Here is a 22,594-nt window from a genome sequence, read left to right as displayed (position 1 = left end):
TGAGACAGGTGTCAACGAGCCGAAGCCGCGTCTCACTATTTGGACTTCGTTGTCCACGTTCTGGCCCTCCCCTGCCCCACCGCCTCCAGCGGTCGTGTCGCCGCTGGAGGGGTGGGCGGGAGCCTCCTACCCCAGGCGGACGGCGCGGACGCCGTTCGCCTGGGGGCCCCTCGGAGCCTCCCTTATTAAGCCTGGTCACCCAAGCCGGAGCGTCAGCCGCAATAAGCGCCGGTGGAGGCGCTGTGGACGAGCTTGGCGTACTTCGCCAGGACACCCTTGGTGAATTTGGCCGGGAGCGGCTCCCAGCCGACCTTGCGGGCCTCGAGCTCGGCCTCGTCGACCAGCAGGTCGAAGGTGCGGGCCGCGATGTCCACGCGGATCCGGTCCCCGTCCCGAACGAAGGCGATGGGACCGCCGTCGACGGCCTCCGGCGCGACGTGTCCGATGCACAGGCCCGTGGTTCCGCCGGAGAACCGGCCGTCGGTCAGCAGCAGGACATCCTTGCCCAGGCCCGCGCCCTTGATCGCGCCGGTGATGGCGAGCATCTCCCGCATACCGGGACCGCCCTTGGGGCCTTCGTAGCGGATCACCACGACGTCGCCCTTGTGGATCTCGCCGTTGTCCAGGGCGTCAAGGGCGCCCTGTTCGCGCTCGAAAACGCGAGCGGTGCCTTCAAAGACGTCGGCGTCGAAGCCTGCGCTCTTCACGACGGCGCCTTCCGGAGCCATCGAGCCGTGCAGGATCGTGATGCCGCCGGTCTTGTGGATCGGGTTATCCAGGGCGCGGAGGATCTTGCCGTCCAGATCCGGCGGGTTGATCGCTGCGAGGTTCTCGGCGACTGTCTTGCCGGTCACGGTGAGGCAGTCGCCGTGCAGCAGGCCGGCGTCGAGCAGTGCGCGCATGATGACCGGCACGCCGCCGATCTTGTCGACGTCGGTCATAACGTAGCGGCCGAACGGCTTGAGGTCGCCAAGGTGCGGGATCTTGTCGCCGATCCTGTTGAAGTCGTCGAGGGTCAGTTCAACTTCGGCTTCGCGGGCGATGGCCAGCAGGTGCAGCACGGCGTTCGTGGAACCGCCAAAGGCCATGGTGACGGCGATGGCGTTCTCGAAGGCCTTCTTGGTCATGATGTCGCGCGCCGTGATGCCGAGGCGGAGCAGGTTTACCACCGCCTCGCCGGACTTGCGGGCGAATTCGTCACGACGGCGGTCGGCGGAGGGCGGCGCGGCCGAGCCGGGCAGGGACATGCCCAGCGCCTCGCCGATGCAGGCCATGGTGTTGGCGGTGTACATGCCGCCGCAGGCGCCTTCGCCGGGGCAGATTGCCTTTTCGATGCGGGTGAGGTCTTCCATGCTCATCTTGCCGGCAGCGCACGCACCGACGGCTTCGAAGGCGTCGATGAGGGTGACTTCCTTTTCGGAGCCGTCCTCAAGCTTGACCCAGCCGGGCATGATGGAGCCGGCGTAAAGGAACACACTGGCCAGGTCGAGGCGGGCCGCGGCCATCAGCATGCCGGGCAGCGACTTGTCACAGCCGGCCAGGAGCACGGAGCCGTCGATCCGCTCGGCCTGCATGACCGTCTCGACGGAGTCGGCAATGACTTCGCGGGAGACCAGCGAGAAGTGCATGCCCTCGTGGCCCATGGAGATGCCATCGGAGACGGAAATGGTGCCGAACTGCATGGGGAACCCGCCGCCGGCGTGAACGCCTTCCTTGGCGCCCTGGGCCAGCCGGTTGAGCGAAAGGTTGCAGGGGGTGATCTCGTTCCACGAGCTCGCCACGCCGATCTGCGGTTTGGCGAAGTCGTCATCGCCCATGCCGACCGCACGGAACATACCGCGCGCGGGGGCGGCGTGGATTCCATCGGTTACGACCCGGCTGCGGGGCTTGATGTCCGGCTTCGTGCCTGATTCTGTTTGGGTGTCCTGACTCATGGCTCAAAGTCTATGACTCCGCCGCGGACGCCAACGACACCGCGGAGGACCGTTAAGCGGAAACCCGCGAATATTTCGATCAAATAGTGGACTCTCGTCTCACATGATGAAATCGGTGGCGGTTTTGACGGTCCGGTGGGCCGCTTCGCTGAGTTCCGGGGCCTCTGCGACGGCTTGGGCTTCGGCCTTCAGCATCGCCAAGACCTGCTGGATGGTGGTCCGGGCTGCGACGTCGGGGCGGGCCAGCGCCACAATGCTGCGGTTCGCTTTCACCCCTTCGAGCGGACGGAGGACAAAGCCCCGGCCCTGGTTGCTGACAGCCGTATACCGCGGCAGCAGGCTCACCCCGTGGCCGGCGCTGACAAGGGCTTCCAGCACCCGCAGATCGGGGAACTGCTGGGCACGGAGGGCCGGCGCGTCCGCCCGCACCTCGATCTGGCGCAGCACGGTGTCGAAGGGAAAGCCCTCCGGAACGCCCATCCAGGGGAACCCGACAACGTCCTCGGCGCACACGGTGGCCTTGCCGGCCAAGGCGTGCCCGGCAGGCAGGGCCACGTCCAGCGGCTCGTCCAGCAGCGGCACCACCGCCAGGCCCTGGCCGCCGAAAACTTCCGGACCGTCGACGCTGTGTGCCAGAACGATGTCGTAGTCCGCGGTCAGCCCCGCGAAGCCGGCAACGCCCGGGTCCTCGAAGTGCGCCTCGAAGCGGAGCCCTTCGATGGCCTTGACCCGATGGAGGAGCCCGGGAAGGAACATCTCGGCAGCGCTGGGAAAGAAGGCCGCCACCACCCGCGTCTGCCAGCCGCGCCGGTACGTGTCGATGGTTGCCTCCGCCCGCGCCATGGCCGTCGATACCTCGGCCGCCGCGCCGGCCATGGCCAGCCCCGCCTCGGTGAGCCGCACTCCCCTGCCGGACTTCTCCACCAGGACTACCCCCAGTTCATCCTGCAGGGTTTTCAGCTGCTGTGAGACAGCCGAGGGCGTGACCTTCATGGCCTCCGCGGTGGCACCCACTGTGCCGCGGTCGGCAAGTTCGCGCAGAAGCCGCAGTCGCTTGAAATCCATGAGCCGAGGCTACACGGCGGGCCTGCTTGCGGGTCTCCGGGACGCTGGACAGCCGACTCGGCCCGGACGTACCGTCAATCATCGGCAACCGTGCCTCATGGATGCAATACGGGACTGAAAGGCTCTGTTATGGACTGGATTGTCTGGCTCGTCGTCATCATCGTGGCCGCGGCCGTGGTGTGGTGGCTGCTCAACCGCAACAAGAACCGCCCAGGCACGGATTCCACATCCGCCGGTTCAGAGGCCGCCGGTTCACGGGCCGTCGGCGGGGCGGCGGGCGGCGGGGCGGCGGGGACCGGAGCGGCCATGGCGGCGCCCGAAGCGACCGCAACACCAGAGGCGACCCCAATACCAGAGGCGACCCCGGCCCCGGAATCCACGACGGCCGCGGGCGTGCCGACGGCTGGGCCGGCGGCAGGCGTGCCGACGGCTGGGCCGGCGGCAGGGATGTCCACAAACACGGCGCCGGAGTCCGCGCCTACAGCGGACACTTCCGAGTGGGAGACCCAGTGGTCCGAGACGGCCGCGCCCACCGAAACCCATCCCTCCACGGCCCACCATGAACCGGCTCACGGGGCACATGTCGTCGGGTCGGCGGCCGAATCTCCGGCAGCTACAACTCCGGCAGCCGCAGAGCCGGCGGGGGTTCCGGTCCATCACCGCGAATACACCGAGCCCCACGCGCCGACCCTTCCCGGCGCGGAGTCGGCAGCCGCGGAACCGGTCGACGACGTCACCGCCGGCGAGGCCACCGGAGCCGGCGAACCGACCGGACACTTGGCCACGGAGCAGCCCTACGGCGAGGGGTCGGCGGCTCCGGCGGCCGATGGCAGCGGGCCGGAGGGATTTACGGTGAAGGGTGACGCCTCGTCCATGACGTACCACGACGAGACCAGCCCGGCTTATGAGGAGACCCGTGCGGGGGTGTGGTTTATCTCCGCTGCGCATGCCGAAGCCGCCGGCTTCCGGCCGCCGCGCCGGACGCGCCTGTAGCAAGCCCCCGGGCCGGTGTCTCTCCCCGTGGTGCTCCCCCGCTTCCGTGCCAGGGCAGTGGTCAGGGCCTCCGCCCTGGCCGTTGCCCTGGTCGCCTTAAACGGCTGCACCGGGGGTGGCACGCCGCCGGTCGCCGGTCAGCCCGCCGACGGCCCCGCGACAGCGGCGCCTGGGACAAGCACAACAGGCGCACCGGGGCCAAGCACACCGGGGACCGCAGGCGAGCCCGCCGTTGTGGGCCGGATTGACGGGCTGCAGTTGCCCTGGTCCACGGTTTACCTGCCCGACGGCACGGCGGTCATCTCCGAACGCGACTCGGCGCAGCTAAGGACCGTCAAACCCGGGCAGCTGGGCACCCTCGGCAAGGTACCCGGCGTCGTTCCCGGCGGCGAAGGCGGCCTCCTGGGCCTTGCACTCTCACCGGACTTTGCGGTCGACCACTACCTCTACGCGTACTTCACCTCGGAGTCGGATAACAGGATTGCCCGTATGCGGCTTGACGAGCGCGGCGGGCGGCTGGAGCTCGGTGTTCCGGAGCCGGTCTTCACGGGCATCTCGAAGGCCGGCACGCATAACGGCGGACGGATCCGTTTTGGCCCCGACGGCTTCCTGTATGTGGGAACCGGCGATTCGCAGCGCCGCGAGCAGCCGCAGGACCCGAAGGCCCTCGGCGGGAAGATCCTCCGGATCACGGCCGATGGCCAGCCTGCGCCGGGAAACCCCTACGGGGAGAACCCGGTGTACAGCCTGGGTCACAGAAACGTCCAGGGCCTTGCTTGGGACAGCGCAGGCAGGCTGTGGGCCAGCGAGTTCGGCCCCGACGTCAATGACGAGCTCAATCTGATCGTGCCGGGCGGGAACTACGGCTGGCCCGACGTGACCGGCGCCCCGCACCGCTCCGGCTTCCTGGACGCCAAGGTGGTGTGGCCGTCGACGGCGACGTCCTCGCCCAGCGGACTCGAAATTGTCGGCAACACCGCTTATTTGGGCGCGTTGCGGGGCCAAAGGCTTTGGGTGGTCACCCTTAACGGCGAATTCGCCGCGACTCCAGTGAGCTATTTCACAGGGAAGTACGGACGGATCCGGAACGTTTCGCTCGCTCCCGACGGCCGCCTGTGGCTCCTCAGCAACGCCCAAAACCCTGATTTTGCGCTGATATTGGACCTTCCGGGCTAGTCGCCAAGGCCCCTTGAGCCTCGATTTCACACTGCGGCCAATCTCGTGTAGAGTTTCATGTCGTTGCGGAGAACAACGAGGGAAATAAAAAGCCCCCGGCGAGCGAAAACAACAGATGCACCTCTAGCTCAACTGGCAGAGCAATTGACTCTTAATCAATGGGTTCCGGGTTCGAGTCCCGGGGGGTGCACCAAGGAAAACCCCGTCTTTACTGGCCCCAAGCCGTAAAGGCGGGGTTTTGTTTTGCACGAATTGGACCCTAGGGCAGCGACGCGGATGGACTCCAGCGCCCTGCGGTCAGACAGGGCTGTGCTTGACGGTGGACTTCAGGGATTCCAGCACCGCCAGGTCTTCTTGGGCGGGTGCGGTCCGGTCGATGCTGAGCGTCTGCAGTACCGGGCCAAGCTGGGCCCGTGTGATGACGTACAGGGAGGCGTTTACCGTCAGGGTGCCCTTGAAACCTGGTGCTTCCAGGCTCCTCAGCGGCACGATCCAGGAGCCGGCGTCGACCGTGGCCGGCCATCCGGCGTCCAGCTGCCAATCATCCTCGGTCCGGCCCAGGAACGTCGAATGTCGGGGCAGCACCAAGGACCAGGGCGGCCGGCGCGGCGGATTGGTCATGGCGGGACCATCTTCGGCGGATCCGTTGGCCTGGATGATTCTCGACCCGTTGGGGGTCAGCTGGAACGTCGGCCCGCCGTCGATCCTGATGTCCCAGTAGCCGCCCTCGAAATACCGGAACGCGCCGCGCTCCCCCTCCTGACTTGAGGAGGCCGGGTAGTCGGTCGCAAAGCTGCCGGCGAGGAATGCCGGGTCGGCGCCGGCCATGGAACTGATGAGCCGCCGGTGGTTTCGGTTCATCGTCGCTCTCCCCCAAGAGTACGGATGCCGCCGGAAATAGCCCGCGGCCTTGCCGCAAACCTAGCACGCGAAGGCCCACCGAGAAACCCCGTCCTGCAGCCTAGGCGGCCGCAGGACGGGGTTTCTTTTTTCGCTGGATTAGACCTTCTCGCGAGGCCGGTCAACTACCGTCTCCGGCTCCTCGACCGTGAATTCCTTGCTGCGGCGGGGGAAGTCCCAGAACCTGGATCCCTTGGCCTCCGCGCGGGGCTCCGGGCGTTCCTCAGATTCCCGTTCGGCATCCTTGCGGGTATCCCGCCAGTAATCCCTGTTATACGGGTAGCACATCACTGACCTCCTTCATGGTGATTGCCCTTTAATCGTCCCCCCGATTCGTTGGCGCGTCGATACTCCCGTTCCGCCGTTTTCCGGGTCCGCCGCCGGCAGATCTCTCGCTACCGCGGCCACCTCCCTGTACGCTCTGTCACAGCAACACAGCGTGCCCTGAATAGAACGTCCCGCGCCCGGCAAAGGATGACAGCCATGACCGTCCCGCCAAATTCTTCAACTCCCGGCCCTGGCTGGTACCCGGACCCTGCCGGTTCGGGCCGGCTTCAGTGGTGGAACGGCGGTGCGTGGACCGGACAATTCAGCGGACCACAGTCGCAGCCCGTGTCCCAGGCCCATGGCCCCCGGCCGGTAGAGCCGAGGAAGCCTCTCAGCGACCGGGCGCCGCTTTACAACGCGTACATCTGGACGATCGTGGTCCTGCCGCTGGTGCCGGTGATTCTCCTGATGTTCTGGAACCCCGTGCTCCGGCTGCGGACCGTGGGGACGCGGCAGGTCCCGACAGTGGATCCGGCGTCGATCTTCACGGCACCGTACTTCCTCATGCTGGCCAGCAGTTTCCTGGTCTACGGCATCTGCGCTTTCCTGGCCTACCTGGACTGGGACAAGTTGCGCAAGGACGGCGTTATCCGGCCGTTTCACTGGGCGTGGGTGTTCCTCAGCCAGGCCGTCTACGTGGTGGGCCGCTCGGTCATCGTCCACGAGGTGGCACCCCGTCGCGGGCTCGCCCCCGTGTGGGCCACGATCGGCGTCACGGTCATCGTGGTGGTGCTCGTCGGGCTCAAGATGTCCGATCTGGTAGCCACCATGGCGAACCAGGCGGCGGGCATCTAGTGAGGGCCTAGTTCAGCGGGGTGGCTTTGGCCGCAAGGCCGGAATCCGTAGCGAGGCCGGTCTCCGCGGGCAGGCCGCCCTCCGCCGGCAGGCCGTTCTCCGCGGCAGCGACAATGTCCTTGGCTACCGGGGAGTTGGACTTCGTGGCGAGCACGCGAACGACGGTCTTGAGTTCCTGGCGCAGCACGTCCGGATCAATTGGCGTCGCCGCGAGGACGGAGCGTTCCATGTCCGCCGCCTGGGTAACGGCTTCCAGGCCCTGATCGGTCAGCGATACCACCTGGCTGCGGCGGTCAGAGGCGCTGCGTTGCCGGGAGATGTGACCGTGGGCTTCCAGACGGCTCAGCGTCTTGCCCATGGTTTGGGCTTGGACGCGCACCAGCTGCGCCAGCTGTGCTTGGGTCATTGGCCCATTCGCCGATAGCACTTCCATGGCGATTACCCCGGCATGGGTCAGGCCAATGGCCCCCAATTTTTCGTTCCAAGAGTGTTCTACAAGACGTGCTGCCGTCGACAATAGGCGGCCGGTGGGCCAGCGTTCCATATCAGGCATACCCAAGAGTATAACCGGCGGCGGATTGTCCGGGCGCGCTCGGCTCACTACGCTGGATGGTCGCCCCATTTCCCAACTCAGTTCACCCAGGAGGCACCCATGCCTGAACGACTCATCGCCGGCGCGGCAGCGCCGGACTTCACCCTCCAAAATGCCGCAGGACAGGAAGTAAGCCTGCGCGACTTCCGCGGCCGGAACACTGTGGTCTACTTCTATCCCGCGGCCGCCACCCCCGGCTGCACTAAGCAGGCCTGCGACTTCCGGGACTCGCTCGCGGCGCTCCAGCACGCAGGTTACGACGTGGTGGGCATCTCGCCCGACCCGGTCGCGAAGCTTGCCCGTTTTGCGGACGCCGAAGGCTTGACCTTCCCGCTGCTCTCGGACGAGGACCACTCCGTCGCCGAGGCTTACGCGGCCTGGGGCGAGAAGAAGAACTACGGCAAGACGTACCAAGGCCTCATCCGCTCCACGATTGTTGTCGATCCCGAGGGCAAGGTGGTCCTCGCGCAGTACAACGTCCGGGCCACCGGGCATGTGGCCAAACTACGGCGTGAGCTGAAACTCGACGCCTGAGATCTCGAGGCCTGCTACAGGGCAGGTACAATGGAGCCTGGCGTCCGCCGCCGGGGCAGTAGTCCCGGACCGCGACGGCGCCGCGCGCGAGTGGTGAAATTGGCAGACACGCAGGATTTAGGTTCCTGTGCCTTCGGGCGTGGGGGTTCAAGTCCCCCCTTGCGCACAGTGGAAACCCCGGTCTTCTGACCGGGGTTTTCTTGGTTTTCTGTCCAGTTCCCCGCGGTTTTCCAGGTCGAAAAAGAATTCCAATCCGCACCCATCCGTTTCCTCCGAGCAGCCGAATACCCAATGAGACACCAGCCAGGGGTCGGTGCTTAACAGTCGGGAAAGGGCCACAGCGGCAAAGTTCGCCGCAGGCATCCATCGGCACAACAAAGGAGAAACCGAAATGCAAACCATCAAGCGCACCACGTTCGCCGTTGCAGGTATCGCAGCTGCCGCCATGCTCAGCCTCACTGCCTGTGGCGGATCCAGCACCTCCGCTTCGTCCGCCGCCGCGTCGCCGTCTGCCGCCGCGTCGGAGGCAGGCATGGCATCCCCTTCCACGGGCTCCTCCGCCGCGGCCATGGATCCGGCCGCCAACCTCGTCGGCCCCGGTTGCGCCGCCTACGCCGCCAAGGTTCCGAGCGGCGCCGGTTCGGTCTCGGGGATGGCACTGGACCCGGTAGCCACCGCAGCGTCCAACAACCCGGTCCTCACCACCCTGACCGCGGCCGTTTCCGGCAAGCTCAATCCCAAGGTCAACCTCGTTGACACCCTGAACGGGAGCGAATTCACCGTCTTCGCCCCGACGGATGACGCCTTCAAGAAGATTGATCCGGCCACGATCGAAGCGCTGAAGACGGACGATGCCACGCTCAGCAAGATCCTTACCTACCACGTAGTCCCCGGAAAGATCACGCCGGACCAGATTGTCGGAACCCACAAGACAGTTGAGGGTGGATCCGTAACGGTTACCGGCACCAAGGACGCCCTCAAGGTCGACGGCGCGAATGTTGTCTGCGGCGGCGTCCAGACCGCGAACGCCACTGTCTACATGGTGGACTCCGTCCTGATGCCCAAGTAGCCAGCACCCAGCGCTCCCGATCCGGTTCCAGCCTGACTCCCTGGACCATGGGAGAAGCCAAGGCCCGCACCACGAGGTGCGGGCCTTCGCTTTGGTGGCGCGCAGGCACTGCCAGCAGTGCGCCAAGCAGTGCCCGAAGCGGTGCGCCAAGCGGTGCGCCCCAAACTGGCGGACGCCGCCGTCAACTAGACTGGGGCTGTTCCGCAGCCGGCGGACCATCCGTTTCCCAGAGGTGATTCCTTCAGTGCCCAGCAGAACACTGCCCAGCAGGCCGGTGCGGCGTATTGCCGCCAGCATCGGAGCCGTTCTGCTTCTGCTGCCGCTCGCGTCCTGCACCGGTTCGCTCGACCCGGCGCCCAGCTCCACAACTGCTTCGCCCACTTCCAGCGCCGCGCCCACCGCGCTTTTCACCTTCGGCACCGCGTCGGAACCGCTGGGGCTTGATCCTGCCCTGGTCTCCGACGTCGAGTCCTATCGCGTGACCCGGCAGGTGCTCGAAGGCCTCGTGGGCGTCGACCAGACCACCGGTCAGCCGACCCCGCTGCTGGCCACCGAATGGTCCCAGGGCAATGAAGGCCGGTCCTACAGCTTCAAGCTGCGGGACAAGGTCACGTTCCAGGACGGGGCGCCGTTCGACGCCGCCGCCGTCTGCACCAACTTCAACCGCTGGTTCCACTTCCCGCCGGCCCTCCGTCAGCAGGCCTCCGGCACCACCTTCAAGGGCGTGTTCAAGGCCCACGCGGACCAGGCGGCTCTGTCCATCTACAAGGGCTGCACCGCCGTGGCGCCGGACAACGTGCGGATCGACCTTACCCAGCCCTTCACCGGGTTCCTCCAGGCCCTCACCCTGCCGGCCTTCGCCATGTCCTCTCCGCGGGCCCTCGCCGCAGGGCATGCGGGCGTCCTGGATCAGAGCCGTGGCGGCCAGCCAGTGTCCGCCTACGGGCTCCATCCGGTGGGCACCGGACCGTACGTCTTCGGTGCCTGGGACGCGGGAAACGTCACCCTGACCAGCAACAAGAACTACTGGGGGGACAAAGGGCAAATCGGGACCATCAAGTTCGTGACCTACAACCATCCGGAGACCCGCATGCAGGCGCTGCTGGACGGCAAGATCGACGCGTACGACGCCGTCACCGTGGGGAACTTCGACCAGCTGGTCAAGAGCGGCAAGCAGATCATCCAGCGGGATCCCTTCTCCGTCATGTACCTGGGCATGAACCAGGAAGTCCCCATCCTGCAGAACCTCAAGGTGCGCCAGGCGATCGAAATGGCACTGGACAAGGACACCTTGATCCGCCGTTTCTTCATCGACAACACCACCCAGGCGTCCCAGTTCGTCCCGGCCAAGCTCAGCGGCTTCAACAACAACGCCCCGGCGCTCGGCTACAACCCGGGCAAAGCCAAGGAACTGCTGGCCGAGGCCGGCTACAGGGGCCAGGAACTGAAGTTCTACTATCCGCTCAACGTCACCCGGCCCTACCTTCCGACGCCGGAAAAGGTGTACGCCGAAATCAGCCGGCAGCTGACCGCCGTCGGGCTCAACATCAAACCCGTGCCCGTGGACTGGGCCGACGGGTACCTGCAGAAGGTCACCTCCCCGGGCGACCACGCCCTGCACCTGCTCGGCTGGAACGGTTCGTACTCGGACCCGGACAACTTCGTGGGCCCGCTCTTCGGGCAGAAAACCGGCGAGTTCGGCTACCAGGATCCCCAGGTCTTCTCCAAGATCGCCCGGGCCCGGGGATTGCCGGACGGCCAGGACCGCACCGCGCAGTACCAGACGATCAATGCGCAGATTGCGGCCACGGTGCCGGCGGTTCCCATCGCTTTCCCGATTTCGGCCCTGGCGCTCTCGGACCGGGTTTTGAAGTACCCGGCGTCGCCGGTGCTGAATGAAGTTTTCACAAAGGTCGAGCTGAGGCCTTGACGGCCGGGGCCAATTTCAGTTAGTGGGCGCTGCGGGATATTCTGTGACAGCCAGAGCCGCTGCTATCGGAGACTGATTGTGACTTTCATTTCCAAGACCCAACATGCCGACGTCGTCCTGATTGGCGGCGGCATCATGAGCGCCACGCTTGGCGCTTTCATCAAGCAGCTTGAGCCGAACTGGACGATCTCCCTGTTCGAGCGGCTCGATCAGCCCGGGCTGGAGAGCTCCGGACCCTGGAACAACGCCGGCACCGGACACGCCGCCCTGTGCGAGCTCAACTACTCCCCCGCAGCCAAGGACGGCTCGGTGGATCCGGGCAAGGCCCTGAACATCAACGAGCAGTTCCAGCTGTCGCGGCAGTTCTGGTCCCACCTCGTCTCGAATTCCCTGATCGGTTCGCCCAAGGGCTTCATCAACACCGTTCCGCACATGAGCTTCGTGATCGGCGAGGACCACAGCAAGTTCCTGCGCACCCGCTACGAGGCTCTCAAGCCCAACCCGCTGTTCCGCTCGATGGAATACTCCGAGGACCAGGCCCAGATTGCCAAGTGGGCCCCGCTGATCGTGAAGGGCCGCGACCCCAAGCAGCGCGTCGCCGCAACCCGCGCAGCCGAGGGCACCGACGTCGACTTCGGCGCCCTGACCCGCGAGCTGACCACATACCTCGGCAACAACGGCGTGGAGATCAACTACGGCCACAACGTCACCGACATCAAGCGGGCGTCCGACGGCGGCTGGGACCTGTCGCTGAAGCATCCCCGCAGCGGGGAGCACGGCTCCATCCGTGCCAAGTTCGTGTTCGTTGGCGCGGGCGGCGGTGCGCTGCACCTGCTGCAGGCTTCCGGCATCCCGGAAAGCAAGGGCTTTGGCGGCTTCCCGGTCTCCGGCCAGTTCTTCCGCTGCACCGACGAGAGCCTGGCGGCCCAGCACAGCGCGAAGGTCTACGGCCAGGCCTCCGTCGGCGCGCCGCCCATGTCCGTGCCGCACCTTGATACGCGCTATGTCAACGGCAAGCGCTCCCTGTTGTTCGGCCCGTACGCCGGCTTCTCCACCAACTTCCTGAAGAACGGCTCCTACCTGGACCTGCCGCTGTCCATCCGGCCGTCCAACATCATTCCGATGCTGGCCGTGGCCAAGGACAACATGGACCTCACCGCGTACCTGATCAAGGAAGTCGCCAAACGCCACGACGACAAGGTCGAGGCCCTGCGCGAGTACTACCCCGAGGCCAAGAGCGGTGACTGGGAGCTCATCACCGCCGGCCAGCGGGTCCAGATCATCAAGAAGGACCCGAAGAAGGGCGGGGTGCTGCAGTTCGGCACCGAGGTCATCGCCGGACGGGACGGCACCATCGGCGCCCTGCTCGGCGCATCGCCGGGTGCTTCCACGGCCGTGCCGATCATGATCGAACTGCTCCAGAAGTCCTTCCCCAAGAATTTCAAGGGCTGGCAGTCCAAGCTCAAGGAAATGATGCCCGGCTACGGCGTCAAGCTCAACGACAACCCGGAGCTCGCCGCACGGCTCGAGGCCGAGACGGCCAAGACGCTGCAGCTCGAACAGGTCAGCGCCCACAACTGATTCCCCACGCTGGGCCCGGTGCCGGAGCCCCGTAACTGAGCCCGTCGCCGGGCCCAACCTGGGCCCGGCAGGCGGCGGGCTGGTTTACACTGCTGGTTTGGGAGCCGCTGCAACTCGTTGACGTCCCGCTTGCAGTATGCCGTCGACCCACCAGGAGACCATGAGATGTTTCGGCTCGCAAAGCTGTCGCTCGCCAACCGTGCCCTGATCGCGCTGGTCACGGTCTTCGCGTCCGTGTTCGGCGTGATCACCATGTCCTCGCTGAAGCAGGAGCTCATCCCGTCCGTCGAGTTCCCGCAGATCACTGTCATCACTTCGATGCCCGGCGCGTCGCCGGAGGTCGTGGACAAACAGATCAGCGCTCCGCTGGAAACTGCGCTGGGCAGCGTCGAAGGCCTGGAGTCAACGTCCTCGACGTCCCGGAACGGCCGCTCGCAGATCACCTTGGCGTTCACGTACGGCACCAACCTGGACCGGGCCCGGAACCAGATCGACCGCGCCATCTCCACCGCCCGGCAGGCGCTGCCGGACGACGTGCAGCCGCAGGCCATCGCCGGGAGCATCAGTGACTTCCCGATCGTGTTCCTGGCCGTGTCCTCGGACAAGCCGCTCAGCGAACTCAATGCTGATCTCGCCCGGCTCAGTGTGCCCCGGCTGCAAAAGCTCGACGGCGTGCGGGGCGCGGACGTCACCGGCGGAGCCACCCAGCACATCCAGATCCTGCCCCGGGCCGCCGACATGGCGGCGTCGGGTGCCAGCATCCAGTCGATCAGTGACGCCCTGAAGAACAACGGTGCGCTGGTCCCGGCGGGCACCATCGAAGAACAGGGCAAGACCCTCTCGCTGCAGATCGGCAGCCCCGTCGACTCCCTGGACGCGATCAAGGCACTCCCCCTGGGCGCCGCCCGCAGTGCGGCGACCATCGGCAGCGTGGCGGATGTCAGCCTGGTTGAAGACGCCCGGACGTCGATCACGCGGACGAACGGGAAAGAAACCCTGGCCCTGTCCGTGACCAAGAAGCCCGACGGCGATACCGTCGCCATCTCCCACGCGGTGAAGGACGCCCTCCCGCAGCTCGAGGCCGAACTCGGCTCCAACGCCAAGTTCACCCCGGTCTTTGACCAGGCGCCGTTCATCGAGAAGTCGATCAAGGACCTCACCACCGAGGGCCTGCTGGGGCTCGGCTTCGCCGTCGCCGTCATCCTGGTCTTCCTGTTGTCCGTGCGCTCCACGCTCGTCACGGCCGTGTCCATCCCGCTGTCACTGCTGATCACGTTCATCGGCCTCTCTGCGACCGGCTACTCGCTGAACATCCTGACCCTTGGCGCGCTGACCATCGCGATCGGCCGCGTGGTGGACGACTCGATCGTGGTCATCGAAAACATCAAGCGGCACCTCAGCTACGGCGAGACCAAGATCGCCGCGATCCTGACCTCTGTCCGGGAAGTGGCCGGCGCCATCACCGCTTCCACCCTCACCACCGTCGCCGTCTTCCTGCCGATCGCCTTCGTTGGGGATCTGGCCGGTGAACTGTTCCGGCCGTTCGCCCTCACCGTGACCATCGCACTGCTCTCCTCCCTGCTGGTCTCCCTCACTATCGTCCCGGTCCTGGCGTACTGGTTCCTTCGCACCCCCGGTACGGCTGGGGGTGCCGCGACCGACGGCGCTGGGGCTGAGGGCGCTGGCACTGAGGGCACTGAGCGCGCTGCGGGGGCCGTGGCTGCCCGGGCGCATGAGGCCGAGCAGCGCACGCTGCTCCAGCGCGGGTACCTGCCGGTCCTGACCGGAACGCAGCGGCACCCGGTCCTCACGCTGATCGCCGCCGCCCTGGTTCTCGGCGGCACCGTGGCGATGTCCCCGCTGCTCGCCACCGATCTGCTGGGCCGCTCCGGCGAGAACAGCATGACGGTCAAACAGGCCCTGCCGGCGGGCACCAGCCTTGCCGAAGCCAGCGCCTCGGCCATCCGGGTCGAGGAGGTCCTGCGCGGCATTGACGGGATCAAGGACGTCCAGTCCACCACGGGCAACGCCCAGACCGGTTTCTCGGCCCTGCTGTCCTCGGGCGCGTCGAACTCGACCTTCACCGTAGTGACCGATGAAAAGGCAAACCAGGGCAAACTCCAGGACACCGTCCGGAAGGAGCTCGCCAAGCTCTCCGGCGCCGGAAAAGTCACCGTCGGTTCCCAGCAGGGCGGCTTCGGCACGACGTCCACAGTGGACATCACCCTCACCGCCGCCACGACCGCGGACCTGAAGACCGCCAGCGACGCAATGGTCACGGCCATGGAAGGGGTCCCCGGCAGCAGCGAGGTGACCACCAACCTGGCCGCCAGCCAGCCGGTGGTCCAGGTCAAGGTGAACCGGGCCAAGGCTGTCGCGGCCGGCCTGAACGAAGAACGCGTCGCCGGCGTGCTGGCCGCCACGATCAGCCCGGTTCCGGCGGGAACGGTCCGGATCGACACCAACGACTTCCCGGTCCGGATCGGCGAGGGCACCCGTTTCACGAGCATCGACGCCGTCCGGGCGATTCCGCTTCCGACGGCCGCCGGCGCCGTTCCGCTCGGCAGCATCGCCGCGGTCGAGCGTGTGGACGTCCCCGTCTCCATCACCGCCAGCAATGGCCAGCGCACCGCGAAGGTCTCCGTGACGCCGTCGGGCGCCAACCTGGGCGCGGTGAGCACCGAAGTGCAGAACCGGCTCAAGTCCGTCCCGCTGCCGCCGGGGGTTACGGCCACGATCGGCGGTGCCACAACGCAGCAGGCGGAATCATTCCGCCAGCTGGGGCTCGCACTGCTTGCCGCCGTCGCAATCGTCTATGTGATCATGGTGGCCGCGTTCAAGTCGCTCGTGCAGCCGCTGATCCTGCTGGTCTCCGTTCCGTTCGCAGCCACGGGCGCCATCGCCCTGCTCGTGGTGACGGGCGTACCGCTGGGACTGCCGTCGCTGATCGGCATGCTGATGCTCGTGGGCATTGTGGTGACCAACGCAATCGTGCTGATCGACCTCATCAACCAGTACCGCCAGCCGCGCAACGGCGAGCCGGGGATGAGTGTGGCGGACGCCATCAAGCACGGCGCCCGCCAGCGTCTGCGCCCCATCCTCATGACGGCACTCGCCACCGTGTTCGCCCTGACGCCGATGGCACTGGGTCTGACCGGCGGCGGCGGCTTCATCTCCCAGCCGCTGGCTATTGTGGTAATCGGCGGGCTGATCTCCTCCACCGCCCTGACACTCATCCTGGTTCCGGTGCTGTACCGGCTGGTTGAGGGGCGGCGCGAACGGAAGGCGCTCAGGAAGTCCTTGCCGCGCGGACGCCATTCCGGGCCGGCCCCGGTGGCCGAGGACTTCCCCGAGGATTTCCCCGAGGACGCTCCCCTGCCGACCGGTTCGCACTAGGAGCGGGCAGGGACCGGACTAGGACCGGGAACCCGGCAGCGCGGCTTCTCCCTGATCTGGCCTCTGGGTCCTGCGGGCTCCCCCCGGGAACCGCAGGAAGATGCCCGTGGTCTCGGGGGCGCTCCTCCTGTGGCGGGGCTCGGTGCTGTGGCGGTGACCGCGGGAGATACCGGCAGGTCGCGGTTCCCGTGCCGGTTCACGTACTGGTGCGGGGGTTAGCACCTCGCGCGCAGGATTGCCGGTGTAGGTGGCATTTTCCGGAACGTCTTCGCCCTTCATGAGAAGGGCGTCGGCTCCCAGCACGGAACCGTCGTGCATGGTCACCCCGTAGTTGATCCAGGCATCCACGCCCACCGAGCAATTGCTGCCCAGCTTGATGCGGTCGGACTTGAAAGCGCCGTCTTCCATGGAGTGGCCCTGGATGGTAGATCCTTCATTCAAGGCGCAGTCATCCCCGATGGCGACGAGGGTTTTCTCCGGCATGTTGGCGCCGGCGTCGTAGAGCCGCTTGCCGACTTTGACACCCAGCATTCTCCAAAGCAGAGGTTTGAAGGGGGTTCCGTTGAATCCCGGCATGGCCAGCAACTTCCACAGGCGTTCGTGCCGCCAGAAATAGGGATCGTAGATTGAGCAGTATTGCGGCTTCAGGCTGCGGAAGCCCATGACCGAGCGTTCCACCAGCACCATGACCAGGATGCGGAACACCATCAGGGCAAGCATCATGGTGGAGATCGCCAACGCACCGAAGACCGGGTAAGCGGAGACGGCGACCGCGGAGCAGACCGTGGCCACAAAGAACACGAACCAGCGCACGGTCAGGAACAGCACCATGCTCAAGATGTTGTGCCGGTTCTTGGCCGGGAGTGCCCTGTTCTTCGCCTCCTCCATCTTTTTTTCATCAAACTGGGCGTCGCGCTGCACGGACCGGGGAATCTCGAACGGCGGCGAGCCCAGCAGGCCCACGTCACTACGGACGTTTCCGTCGATCGGAATCATTACCTTCGTGGCCAGCAGGCAGTTCTCCCCGACCCGGGATCCGATCGGAACAGCGATGGCGTTGCCGAGGAAGTTGTGGCCGGCGATCCGGACTTGGGAGAGCCGGAACGATGTGCTGGTGAAGTCGGCGTTCATCATGTTCAGGCCGTCCGCCACCATGGTTCCTGACCCCACATTGTTCAGGAACGGTGATTCGTGAGCCAGGGTGGGGCCGAAGTTGGACCCGGTTTGTTCCACCTTGTTCAGGTTGTAGCCCAAAGCGCGCAGGTAGTGCACGATGTAGGAACTGTCACCGAAGACATCCTTGTAGAGCCTGACGTTGGACAGGCGGGCGATCATCCGCTGAATGGTGAAGTGCACCCCGTACAGCGGATAGACCTTGTCCGGCTTGATGAAGTAGTTGAGCAGCCGCGGGACGACGAAGACGGCGATCAGGCCGGTGATCAGCCCGACGATGTACAGGAGCAGCGAAGCAATGACCATGTCGAGGAAAAAGCTCGCGGCGCCCAACTGCAGGTGTCCGGTCGCCAGGTAGGGAGGCAGGAGCAGGGCCAGGCCAAGAAGGGCGGCCGGAACGGCCAGAACGAGACGGTTGAACAGCTGGAGCAGGCTGAAAATGACGCGCCGGCGCGTGCCGCAAACCGCGGCGGGGACCCGCAGGTAGTCGGTATTGGTGCGCCGCGCCGGCGAACCGTGCCAGATTTGTCCAGCAGGTATAGCTTGCGGCGTCTGCAAGGAGGAGGAGTGTCCGAGCTGGGTGTCGTCCCCCATCGACGTGCCGATGTCCAAGGTGGTTTTCTCCGACACCAGGACATTCTTGCCCAGCGTGACCGGACCGGTGTCAATCATGCCCGAGCGTGCCCGATAACAAAGGAACGAGGAGTTTTTCTGGATGACCGTGTTATCGCCGACGGTCAGCAGGTCCGGGCACGCGGGCACCTTGCGGGAGAAGATGACCACCCCCTTGCCGATCTTTGCCCCGAGCAGCCTTAGGTACACGACGAAGATCGGTGAGCCCGCAAACAGTACGAGGGGGTTTGCCCGCGTCAGGGTTTTCAGGAGCCAGAACCGGAGGTACGCCACGCTCCATAGCCGGATGTGGCCGGGCTTCCACCGCCCCACGAGGATCCATTTGGCCAGAATCGGGGTCACGGAGAGGATCAGGAACATGGCGGCACCGAAACCAATGGTCCGCAGCCACATGTCGAAGATGTTGCTTCCCCCGGAGGTCCACTGGAAGCCAATGATCAGCAGGAAGGCCGCGTAGGTCGTGTAGCCCAGGAAAAACAACAGCTGGACGACCCCGCACATGACGTAGTTGAAGGTACTGGGCCGTGCCGCTGGCTCCGGGGCCGGGGCCGCCGACGGCGGGGCGCCCGGTCCGGCGTCGGGCACCGTCAGCGCGAGGGCAGATTCGAGTTGCCTGGCTTGCAGGCACGTGGCGAGCTGGCGGACCGAAGGGTTCTCATAGATGTCCTGCATCGCGGCCGACGGCAAGTCGGTCTCTCGCCTGACCCGGGCGCAGAAATGTGCCATCAACAGCGAGTCCGCGCCCAGATCGTTGAAGAAATGCGCATCGACGGACACCTTCTCCACACCCAGCACTTCGCCGAGCTGCCCGGCGAGGGATTCCTCTGCGGGGGTCGCCGGGGCGGTGTAAGTCCCGGTGCCTGCCAGGCTGAGCCTGTGCATCGGCCGGGGCAGACGCTTCCGGTCCACCTTGCCACTGGGCATCATGGGAAGGGCATCCAGCTGTTCGAAATAGGCTGGCACCATGTACCCGGGCAACCTGGTGCGCAGCATCCGGTGGAGGTCGTGGGCGTCGACGCTCACGACGTCCTGCCGCAGCGTGTAGTAGGCGGCTAGTTCCACGGCTCCCGGCTCGGGCTCGAAAGTCTGAACGACACCCTGCGCGATTCCGGGAAGCTGCAGGAGGAAGGATTCGATTTCGGTCAGCTCGATCCGGTAGCCGCGTATTTTGACCTGCGTGTCGATCCGGCCGAAGTATTCGAGCTCCCCGTCATCGTTTATCCGGCCCAGGTCACCGGTGCGGTAAATCCGGCCGGAGGGGTTGTTGCCGATGCCCAGGAAGTCCGGAACAAAGGCCCGCTCCGTCAGGTCCTGCCGATTGACGTATCCCCTGGCCAGGCCGACGCCTGCGAGGCCTATTTCCCCGGCCTCGCCCAGGGGCAGGGCGCGGCACTCAACGGGATCGAGGATGACGGCCGAGTACGTGGGCAGGGGCACACCCAATGACACCGGCCCGTCGGGATCCAGCAGGGCCCAGGTCGCGGTGACCGTTGCCTCGGTGGGTCCGTAGACGTTGAGGAAACGGCGGCCCGGGCGGTGCCAGCGGATGACAAGGTCCTTCGGGCAAGCCTCGCCGGAGACAAGCAGGAACCGAAGACCGGGCAGGTCTTCGTCGATGGTCGCCAGCAGCGTCGGAACACAGCACATAGCGGTAATCCGTTGTTCGGTCAGATACTCCGCCAGCTCCGCACCCAGCAGGTTGGGCCCCCGCGGCTTGGGCACCAAGGTGGCCCCTGCCATCCAGGAGACCCAGATTTCCTCGACCGAGAAATCGAAAGCGATCGTCATGCCCTGGTAAACGCGATCCGTGGCCTCAATGCCGTAATATGCCGCGGCGACACGGACGAAATTGCAGATGCTGGCGTGCTCTACGGCCACGCCCTTGGGCCGGCCGGTTGAACCGGAGGTGTAGATGATGTAAGCAAGTTCGTCGTCCGTCCCGCCGCGCTCCGTACCGCCCAGGCGGGAAGTGTCCTTGCCATCGATCTCTGCCTGCGCTTCATCAAGACAAACGGTGACGGCGGCCACCTCGGGCAGCAGATCTTTCAGGTACGACAGCGACAGGACCATCGCCACGGTGGCGTCTTCGACAATGTACTGCAGGCGGTCCGGGGGAAATCCTGCGTCCAGGGGAACATAGGCCGCGTGGATCTTCAGTACGGCGAGCATGGCCACGTAGGACCGCCACGGCTGATCAAACAGCAGTGCAATACGGTCGCCCGGCCGGGCACCGCACGCCAGGAGGTGGCGGGCCAGCTGGTTCGCCGTCTCATCCAGCTCGGCATACGTCAGGACGATGTCCCCGGCATCCACGGCGAGCTGGCTGCCCGAACCATCTTCCCGCAACCGGTCACAGCGGTCCTCAAATAGCTGGTCCAGCCGCTCCCCCCGGCGCCAGCGGGCAGTGTGGTCTGCGGCGGCCGATGTCAGGATTGTCGCCCCGGCCGAACCGGCGTTCACGGACAATTTTCCCAGCAACTCAGGGGTGCGGGTGAGGCCGTTGCCGATCCTCGCAGTTTTAGCCATCCTTTAGCTCCTTCGCTAGAAGTGACGCGCCACAGTTCTTTCCCGCGGGAGAGTGGACAGATCCCCGACCGATACCGCCAGCAACGCGCGGTCCGGGATGCCACCAGCGGGCGGGAGGTTTTCGAAGTGACCCACGAGCGCATCCTCCTCCGCAGGGGCCATGCCGAACGCCCGACGAACAGCCCGTTCGGCATCAACAAGCCGGTCCGCGTGGGTGACGGCTCCCATGGAGGTCTCGGAGATGTCGACCAGGTCGAGGTCAACATCGGCGTCGGAGAGTGCCTTCAAGAAGGTGCAGAAGATTTCCGGCGAGGACCTCATCCCCAGTCCGGTAATGGACACTCTGCCCATCCGGCTGTCGTACTGCAGGTCCTGGAACCCGATGGTCCCTTTTGCGGCATCCAGCACGGCAAGGGCGGGAACCGCGTGCGCTGCAGGAAGGATCAGGGCAACGTCGGAACGCCTCGAAACCGGCCCGGCCGTATGCTGAACGGCCGTATTCTGGACAATTGTCTGGACGTCTGCCCCAGAGCCTGCCAGCACATGCAAGATTCGCGCCACACTGTCCGGTTCGTACGGGACTCCAACGACAGTGATCTTCGACGCCGAGTTGACCCCGGCCACCGCAGTCACCACGGGTTGCTCCCTGGCGGGCTGGCGCATCGAATGGCGGTCGAGGCCGGGCAGAATCAGGGTGCCCGGCTCAGGCACAAATGAGGATCTGACATGGATCGGCATGTCGAACCGGCGGGCGTATTCAACACACCGAAGATGCAATATCTTGCTCCCAGAGGCCGCGAATTCCAGCATCTCCTCGCTGGAGAGCACTTCGATCTTCCGCGCCGTGGGGACAACACGGGGGTCTGCGGTGTAGACCCCGTCGACGTCAGTGTAAATTTCACAAATACCCGCACCCAGTGCGGCGGCCAGTGCCACAGCGGTCAGGTCCGAACCGCCGCGTCCGAGAGTGGTCACCTTCTTCCGCTTCCTCGTCCTGCCCTGGAACCCCGCGACGATCGGAACTTCGCCGGCGGCCAAACTTGCGCGGACCCGGGCCGGCCTGACATCGGTGATGTGCGCTTTACCGTGGATGCTGTCGGTGATGAGGCCGGCAGCACTGCCGGTAAACGTCCGCGGCTCCTGGCCAAGATCTGCCAGGGCGATCGCAAGCAGGGCCGAGGAAACGAGTTCACCTAGGCTCAGGAGGGCATCGAGGTTGACGGGAAGCGGCCGGGTGGAAACTTCGGCCGCGAGGTCGCAAAGTTCATCGGTGGTATCCCCCATGGCGGACACCACCGCAACCACGCGGAATCCTTCCTCCCGGGTTTTGGCTATCCGTTCGGCTGCACGGAGGATTCCCGCCGCGTCCGCCAATGACGAACCACCGAACTTTTGCACAATGACACTTCCCGGGGGTATCGCCCGGTCCGATTCTTGCAATTCACCACCATTTGCCGCTGTTGGCTTGACGGTACCCATTTCTCTCCCCGAAATTTGGTTCAGTTTGGCGAGCGGTCTTGTCCCTCAGCACGGGACGCCTGTGTGCGGTTGTTCTTTCGGGTGCCGTCAGGGGGTCAGACAGCAGGTGCCAAGGCAGCCGGGACTCCAGTCACAGACTCTGCGGCGCCAGCGAGAAGATCGAGCCCCTTCTGCAATTCCTCGGGACTGATGGTCAGCGCGGGCATCGTCTTTAGGACTTCGCCCTCCGGACCGGACGTTTCCACGAGGAGACCGCGGACGAACGACTCAGCCGCAATCTTCTCCGCCGTCTCCGGGTTGGGGTAGTAGATACCCGCGAGCAGGCCCCGGCCTCGGACGGTGGCACCCTCCACGCCGGCTGCGATCTGTCCCAGCCCCTGGTGCAACTGCGAAATGAGCCCTGCGACGTTGGACTGGAACTTTCCGTCCTGCCAGAAGTGTTCCAGGGCAGCGGTCCCGGTAACGAACGCCGGGTTGTGCCCCCGGAAGGT

Annotated in this window: 16 protein-coding genes and 2 tRNA genes; 10 read left to right on the top strand and 8 right to left on the bottom strand. The window is 65.7% G+C overall.

Going from position 1 to position 22,594, the window contains the following annotated elements; genetic code table 11:
* Nucleotides 1-212: 212 nt before the first annotated feature.
* Both ilvD and BM372_RS05555 read right to left on the bottom strand, forming a co-directional pair.
* On the bottom strand, nt 213-1,934 hold the full coding sequence (gene ilvD, locus BM372_RS05560; protein ID WP_090953055.1) for a dihydroxy-acid dehydratase: 1,722 nt from the start codon (nt 1,932-1,934) through the stop codon (nt 213-215).
* A gap of 99 nt (nt 1,935-2,033) precedes the next feature.
* Nucleotides 2,034-2,999 (bottom strand): LysR family transcriptional regulator, encoded by a 966-nt coding sequence (locus BM372_RS05555; protein WP_090953053.1) that lies wholly within the window; start codon nt 2,997-2,999, stop codon nt 2,034-2,036.
* 129 nt (nt 3,000-3,128) lie between these two features.
* On the opposite strand from BM372_RS05555, the gene BM372_RS05550 reads away from it, so the two are divergent.
* The 3 genes from BM372_RS05550 to BM372_RS05540 all read left to right on the top strand — a co-directional run bounded on the left by BM372_RS05550 (nt 3,129) and on the right by BM372_RS05540 (nt 5,361).
* Entirely contained in the window at nt 3,129-3,992 is an 864-nt protein-coding gene (locus BM372_RS05550) for a sunset domain-containing protein (protein ID WP_090953051.1), read from the top strand.
* A 30-nt stretch (nt 3,993-4,022) separates the two neighbouring features.
* Nucleotides 4,023-5,168 carry a PQQ-dependent sugar dehydrogenase gene (locus BM372_RS05545; RefSeq protein ID WP_371261711.1) on the top strand — a complete coding sequence of 382 codons (1,146 nt, stop codon included), beginning with the start codon at nt 4,023-4,025 and terminating at the stop codon, nt 5,166-5,168.
* A 117-nt stretch (nt 5,169-5,285) separates the two neighbouring features.
* Nucleotides 5,286-5,361, top strand: a tRNA-Lys gene (locus BM372_RS05540).
* A 104-nt stretch (nt 5,362-5,465) separates the two neighbouring features.
* On the opposite strand, the gene BM372_RS05535 is transcribed toward BM372_RS05540, so the two are convergent.
* Both BM372_RS05535 and BM372_RS05530 read right to left on the bottom strand, forming a co-directional pair.
* Nucleotides 5,466-6,029, bottom strand: a complete 564-nt coding sequence (locus tag BM372_RS05535; RefSeq protein WP_090953049.1) for a hypothetical protein — start codon at nt 6,027-6,029, stop codon at nt 5,466-5,468.
* A gap of 138 nt (nt 6,030-6,167) precedes the next feature.
* Entirely contained in the window at nt 6,168-6,356 is a 189-nt protein-coding gene (locus tag BM372_RS05530; RefSeq protein WP_090953047.1) for a hypothetical protein, read from the bottom strand.
* Nucleotides 6,357-6,551: 195 nt separating this feature from the next.
* Here BM372_RS05530 and BM372_RS05525 point away from each other — a divergent pair, with 195 nt between their 5' ends.
* The gene (locus BM372_RS05525; RefSeq protein WP_090953044.1) at nt 6,552-7,190 is read left to right on the top strand and encodes a DUF2510 domain-containing protein; all 639 of its coding nucleotides are present in this window, start codon (nt 6,552-6,554) and stop codon (nt 7,188-7,190) included.
* A gap of 7 nt (nt 7,191-7,197) precedes the next feature.
* Here BM372_RS05525 and BM372_RS05520 read toward each other — a convergent pair whose 3' ends face one another.
* A complete protein-coding gene (locus BM372_RS05520) occupies nt 7,198-7,734 on the bottom strand; it encodes a MarR family winged helix-turn-helix transcriptional regulator (protein ID WP_090953042.1) in 537 nt (178 codons plus the stop codon).
* A 108-nt stretch (nt 7,735-7,842) separates the two neighbouring features.
* Here BM372_RS05520 and bcp point away from each other — a divergent pair, with 108 nt between their 5' ends.
* The 6 genes from bcp to BM372_RS05490 all read left to right on the top strand — a co-directional run bounded on the left by bcp (nt 7,843) and on the right by BM372_RS05490 (nt 16,292).
* On the top strand, nt 7,843-8,316 hold the full coding sequence (bcp, locus tag BM372_RS05515) for a thioredoxin-dependent thiol peroxidase (protein WP_090953040.1): 474 nt from the start codon (nt 7,843-7,845) through the stop codon (nt 8,314-8,316).
* A gap of 84 nt (nt 8,317-8,400) precedes the next feature.
* Nucleotides 8,401-8,482, top strand: a tRNA-Leu gene (locus BM372_RS05510).
* Nucleotides 8,483-8,707: 225 nt separating this feature from the next.
* The gene (locus tag BM372_RS05505) at nt 8,708-9,385 is read left to right on the top strand and encodes a fasciclin domain-containing protein (RefSeq protein WP_090953038.1); all 678 of its coding nucleotides are present in this window, start codon (nt 8,708-8,710) and stop codon (nt 9,383-9,385) included.
* Nucleotides 9,386-9,659: 274 nt separating this feature from the next.
* Nucleotides 9,660-11,315 carry an ABC transporter substrate-binding protein gene (locus BM372_RS05500; RefSeq protein WP_371261710.1) on the top strand — a complete coding sequence of 552 codons (1,656 nt, stop codon included), beginning with the start codon at nt 9,660-9,662 and terminating at the stop codon, nt 11,313-11,315.
* 78 nt (nt 11,316-11,393) lie between these two features.
* Complete coding sequence (locus tag BM372_RS05495) at nt 11,394-12,896, top strand: malate:quinone oxidoreductase (RefSeq protein WP_090953036.1); 1,503 nt, start codon at nt 11,394-11,396, stop codon at nt 12,894-12,896.
* 165 nt (nt 12,897-13,061) lie between these two features.
* Entirely contained in the window at nt 13,062-16,292 is a 3,231-nt protein-coding gene (locus tag BM372_RS05490) for an efflux RND transporter permease subunit (protein WP_090953034.1), read from the top strand.
* Nucleotides 16,293-16,310: 18 nt separating this feature from the next.
* Here the strand turns inward: BM372_RS05490 and BM372_RS05485 are convergent, their stop codons facing one another.
* From BM372_RS05485 to BM372_RS05475, 3 genes are all read right to left on the bottom strand, one after another.
* Nucleotides 16,311-20,624 (bottom strand): Pls/PosA family non-ribosomal peptide synthetase, encoded by a 4,314-nt coding sequence (locus BM372_RS05485; protein ID WP_090953032.1) that lies wholly within the window; start codon nt 20,622-20,624, stop codon nt 16,311-16,313.
* Between the two features lie 15 nt (nt 20,625-20,639).
* Entirely contained in the window at nt 20,640-22,103 is a 1,464-nt protein-coding gene (locus BM372_RS05480; protein ID WP_090953030.1) for an aspartate kinase, read from the bottom strand.
* A gap of 95 nt (nt 22,104-22,198) precedes the next feature.
* Nucleotides 22,199-22,594, bottom strand: a 396-nt coding sequence (locus BM372_RS05475; RefSeq protein WP_143111433.1) for an aminotransferase class III-fold pyridoxal phosphate-dependent enzyme, incomplete at its 5' end; no start/stop codon positions are given.

It is taken from the genome of Arthrobacter sp. ov118 (genome assembly GCF_900116495.1).
Lineage (GTDB): Bacteria > Actinomycetota > Actinomycetes > Actinomycetales > Micrococcaceae > Arthrobacter.
This window is presented reverse-complemented; position numbering and strand designations above follow the sequence as displayed.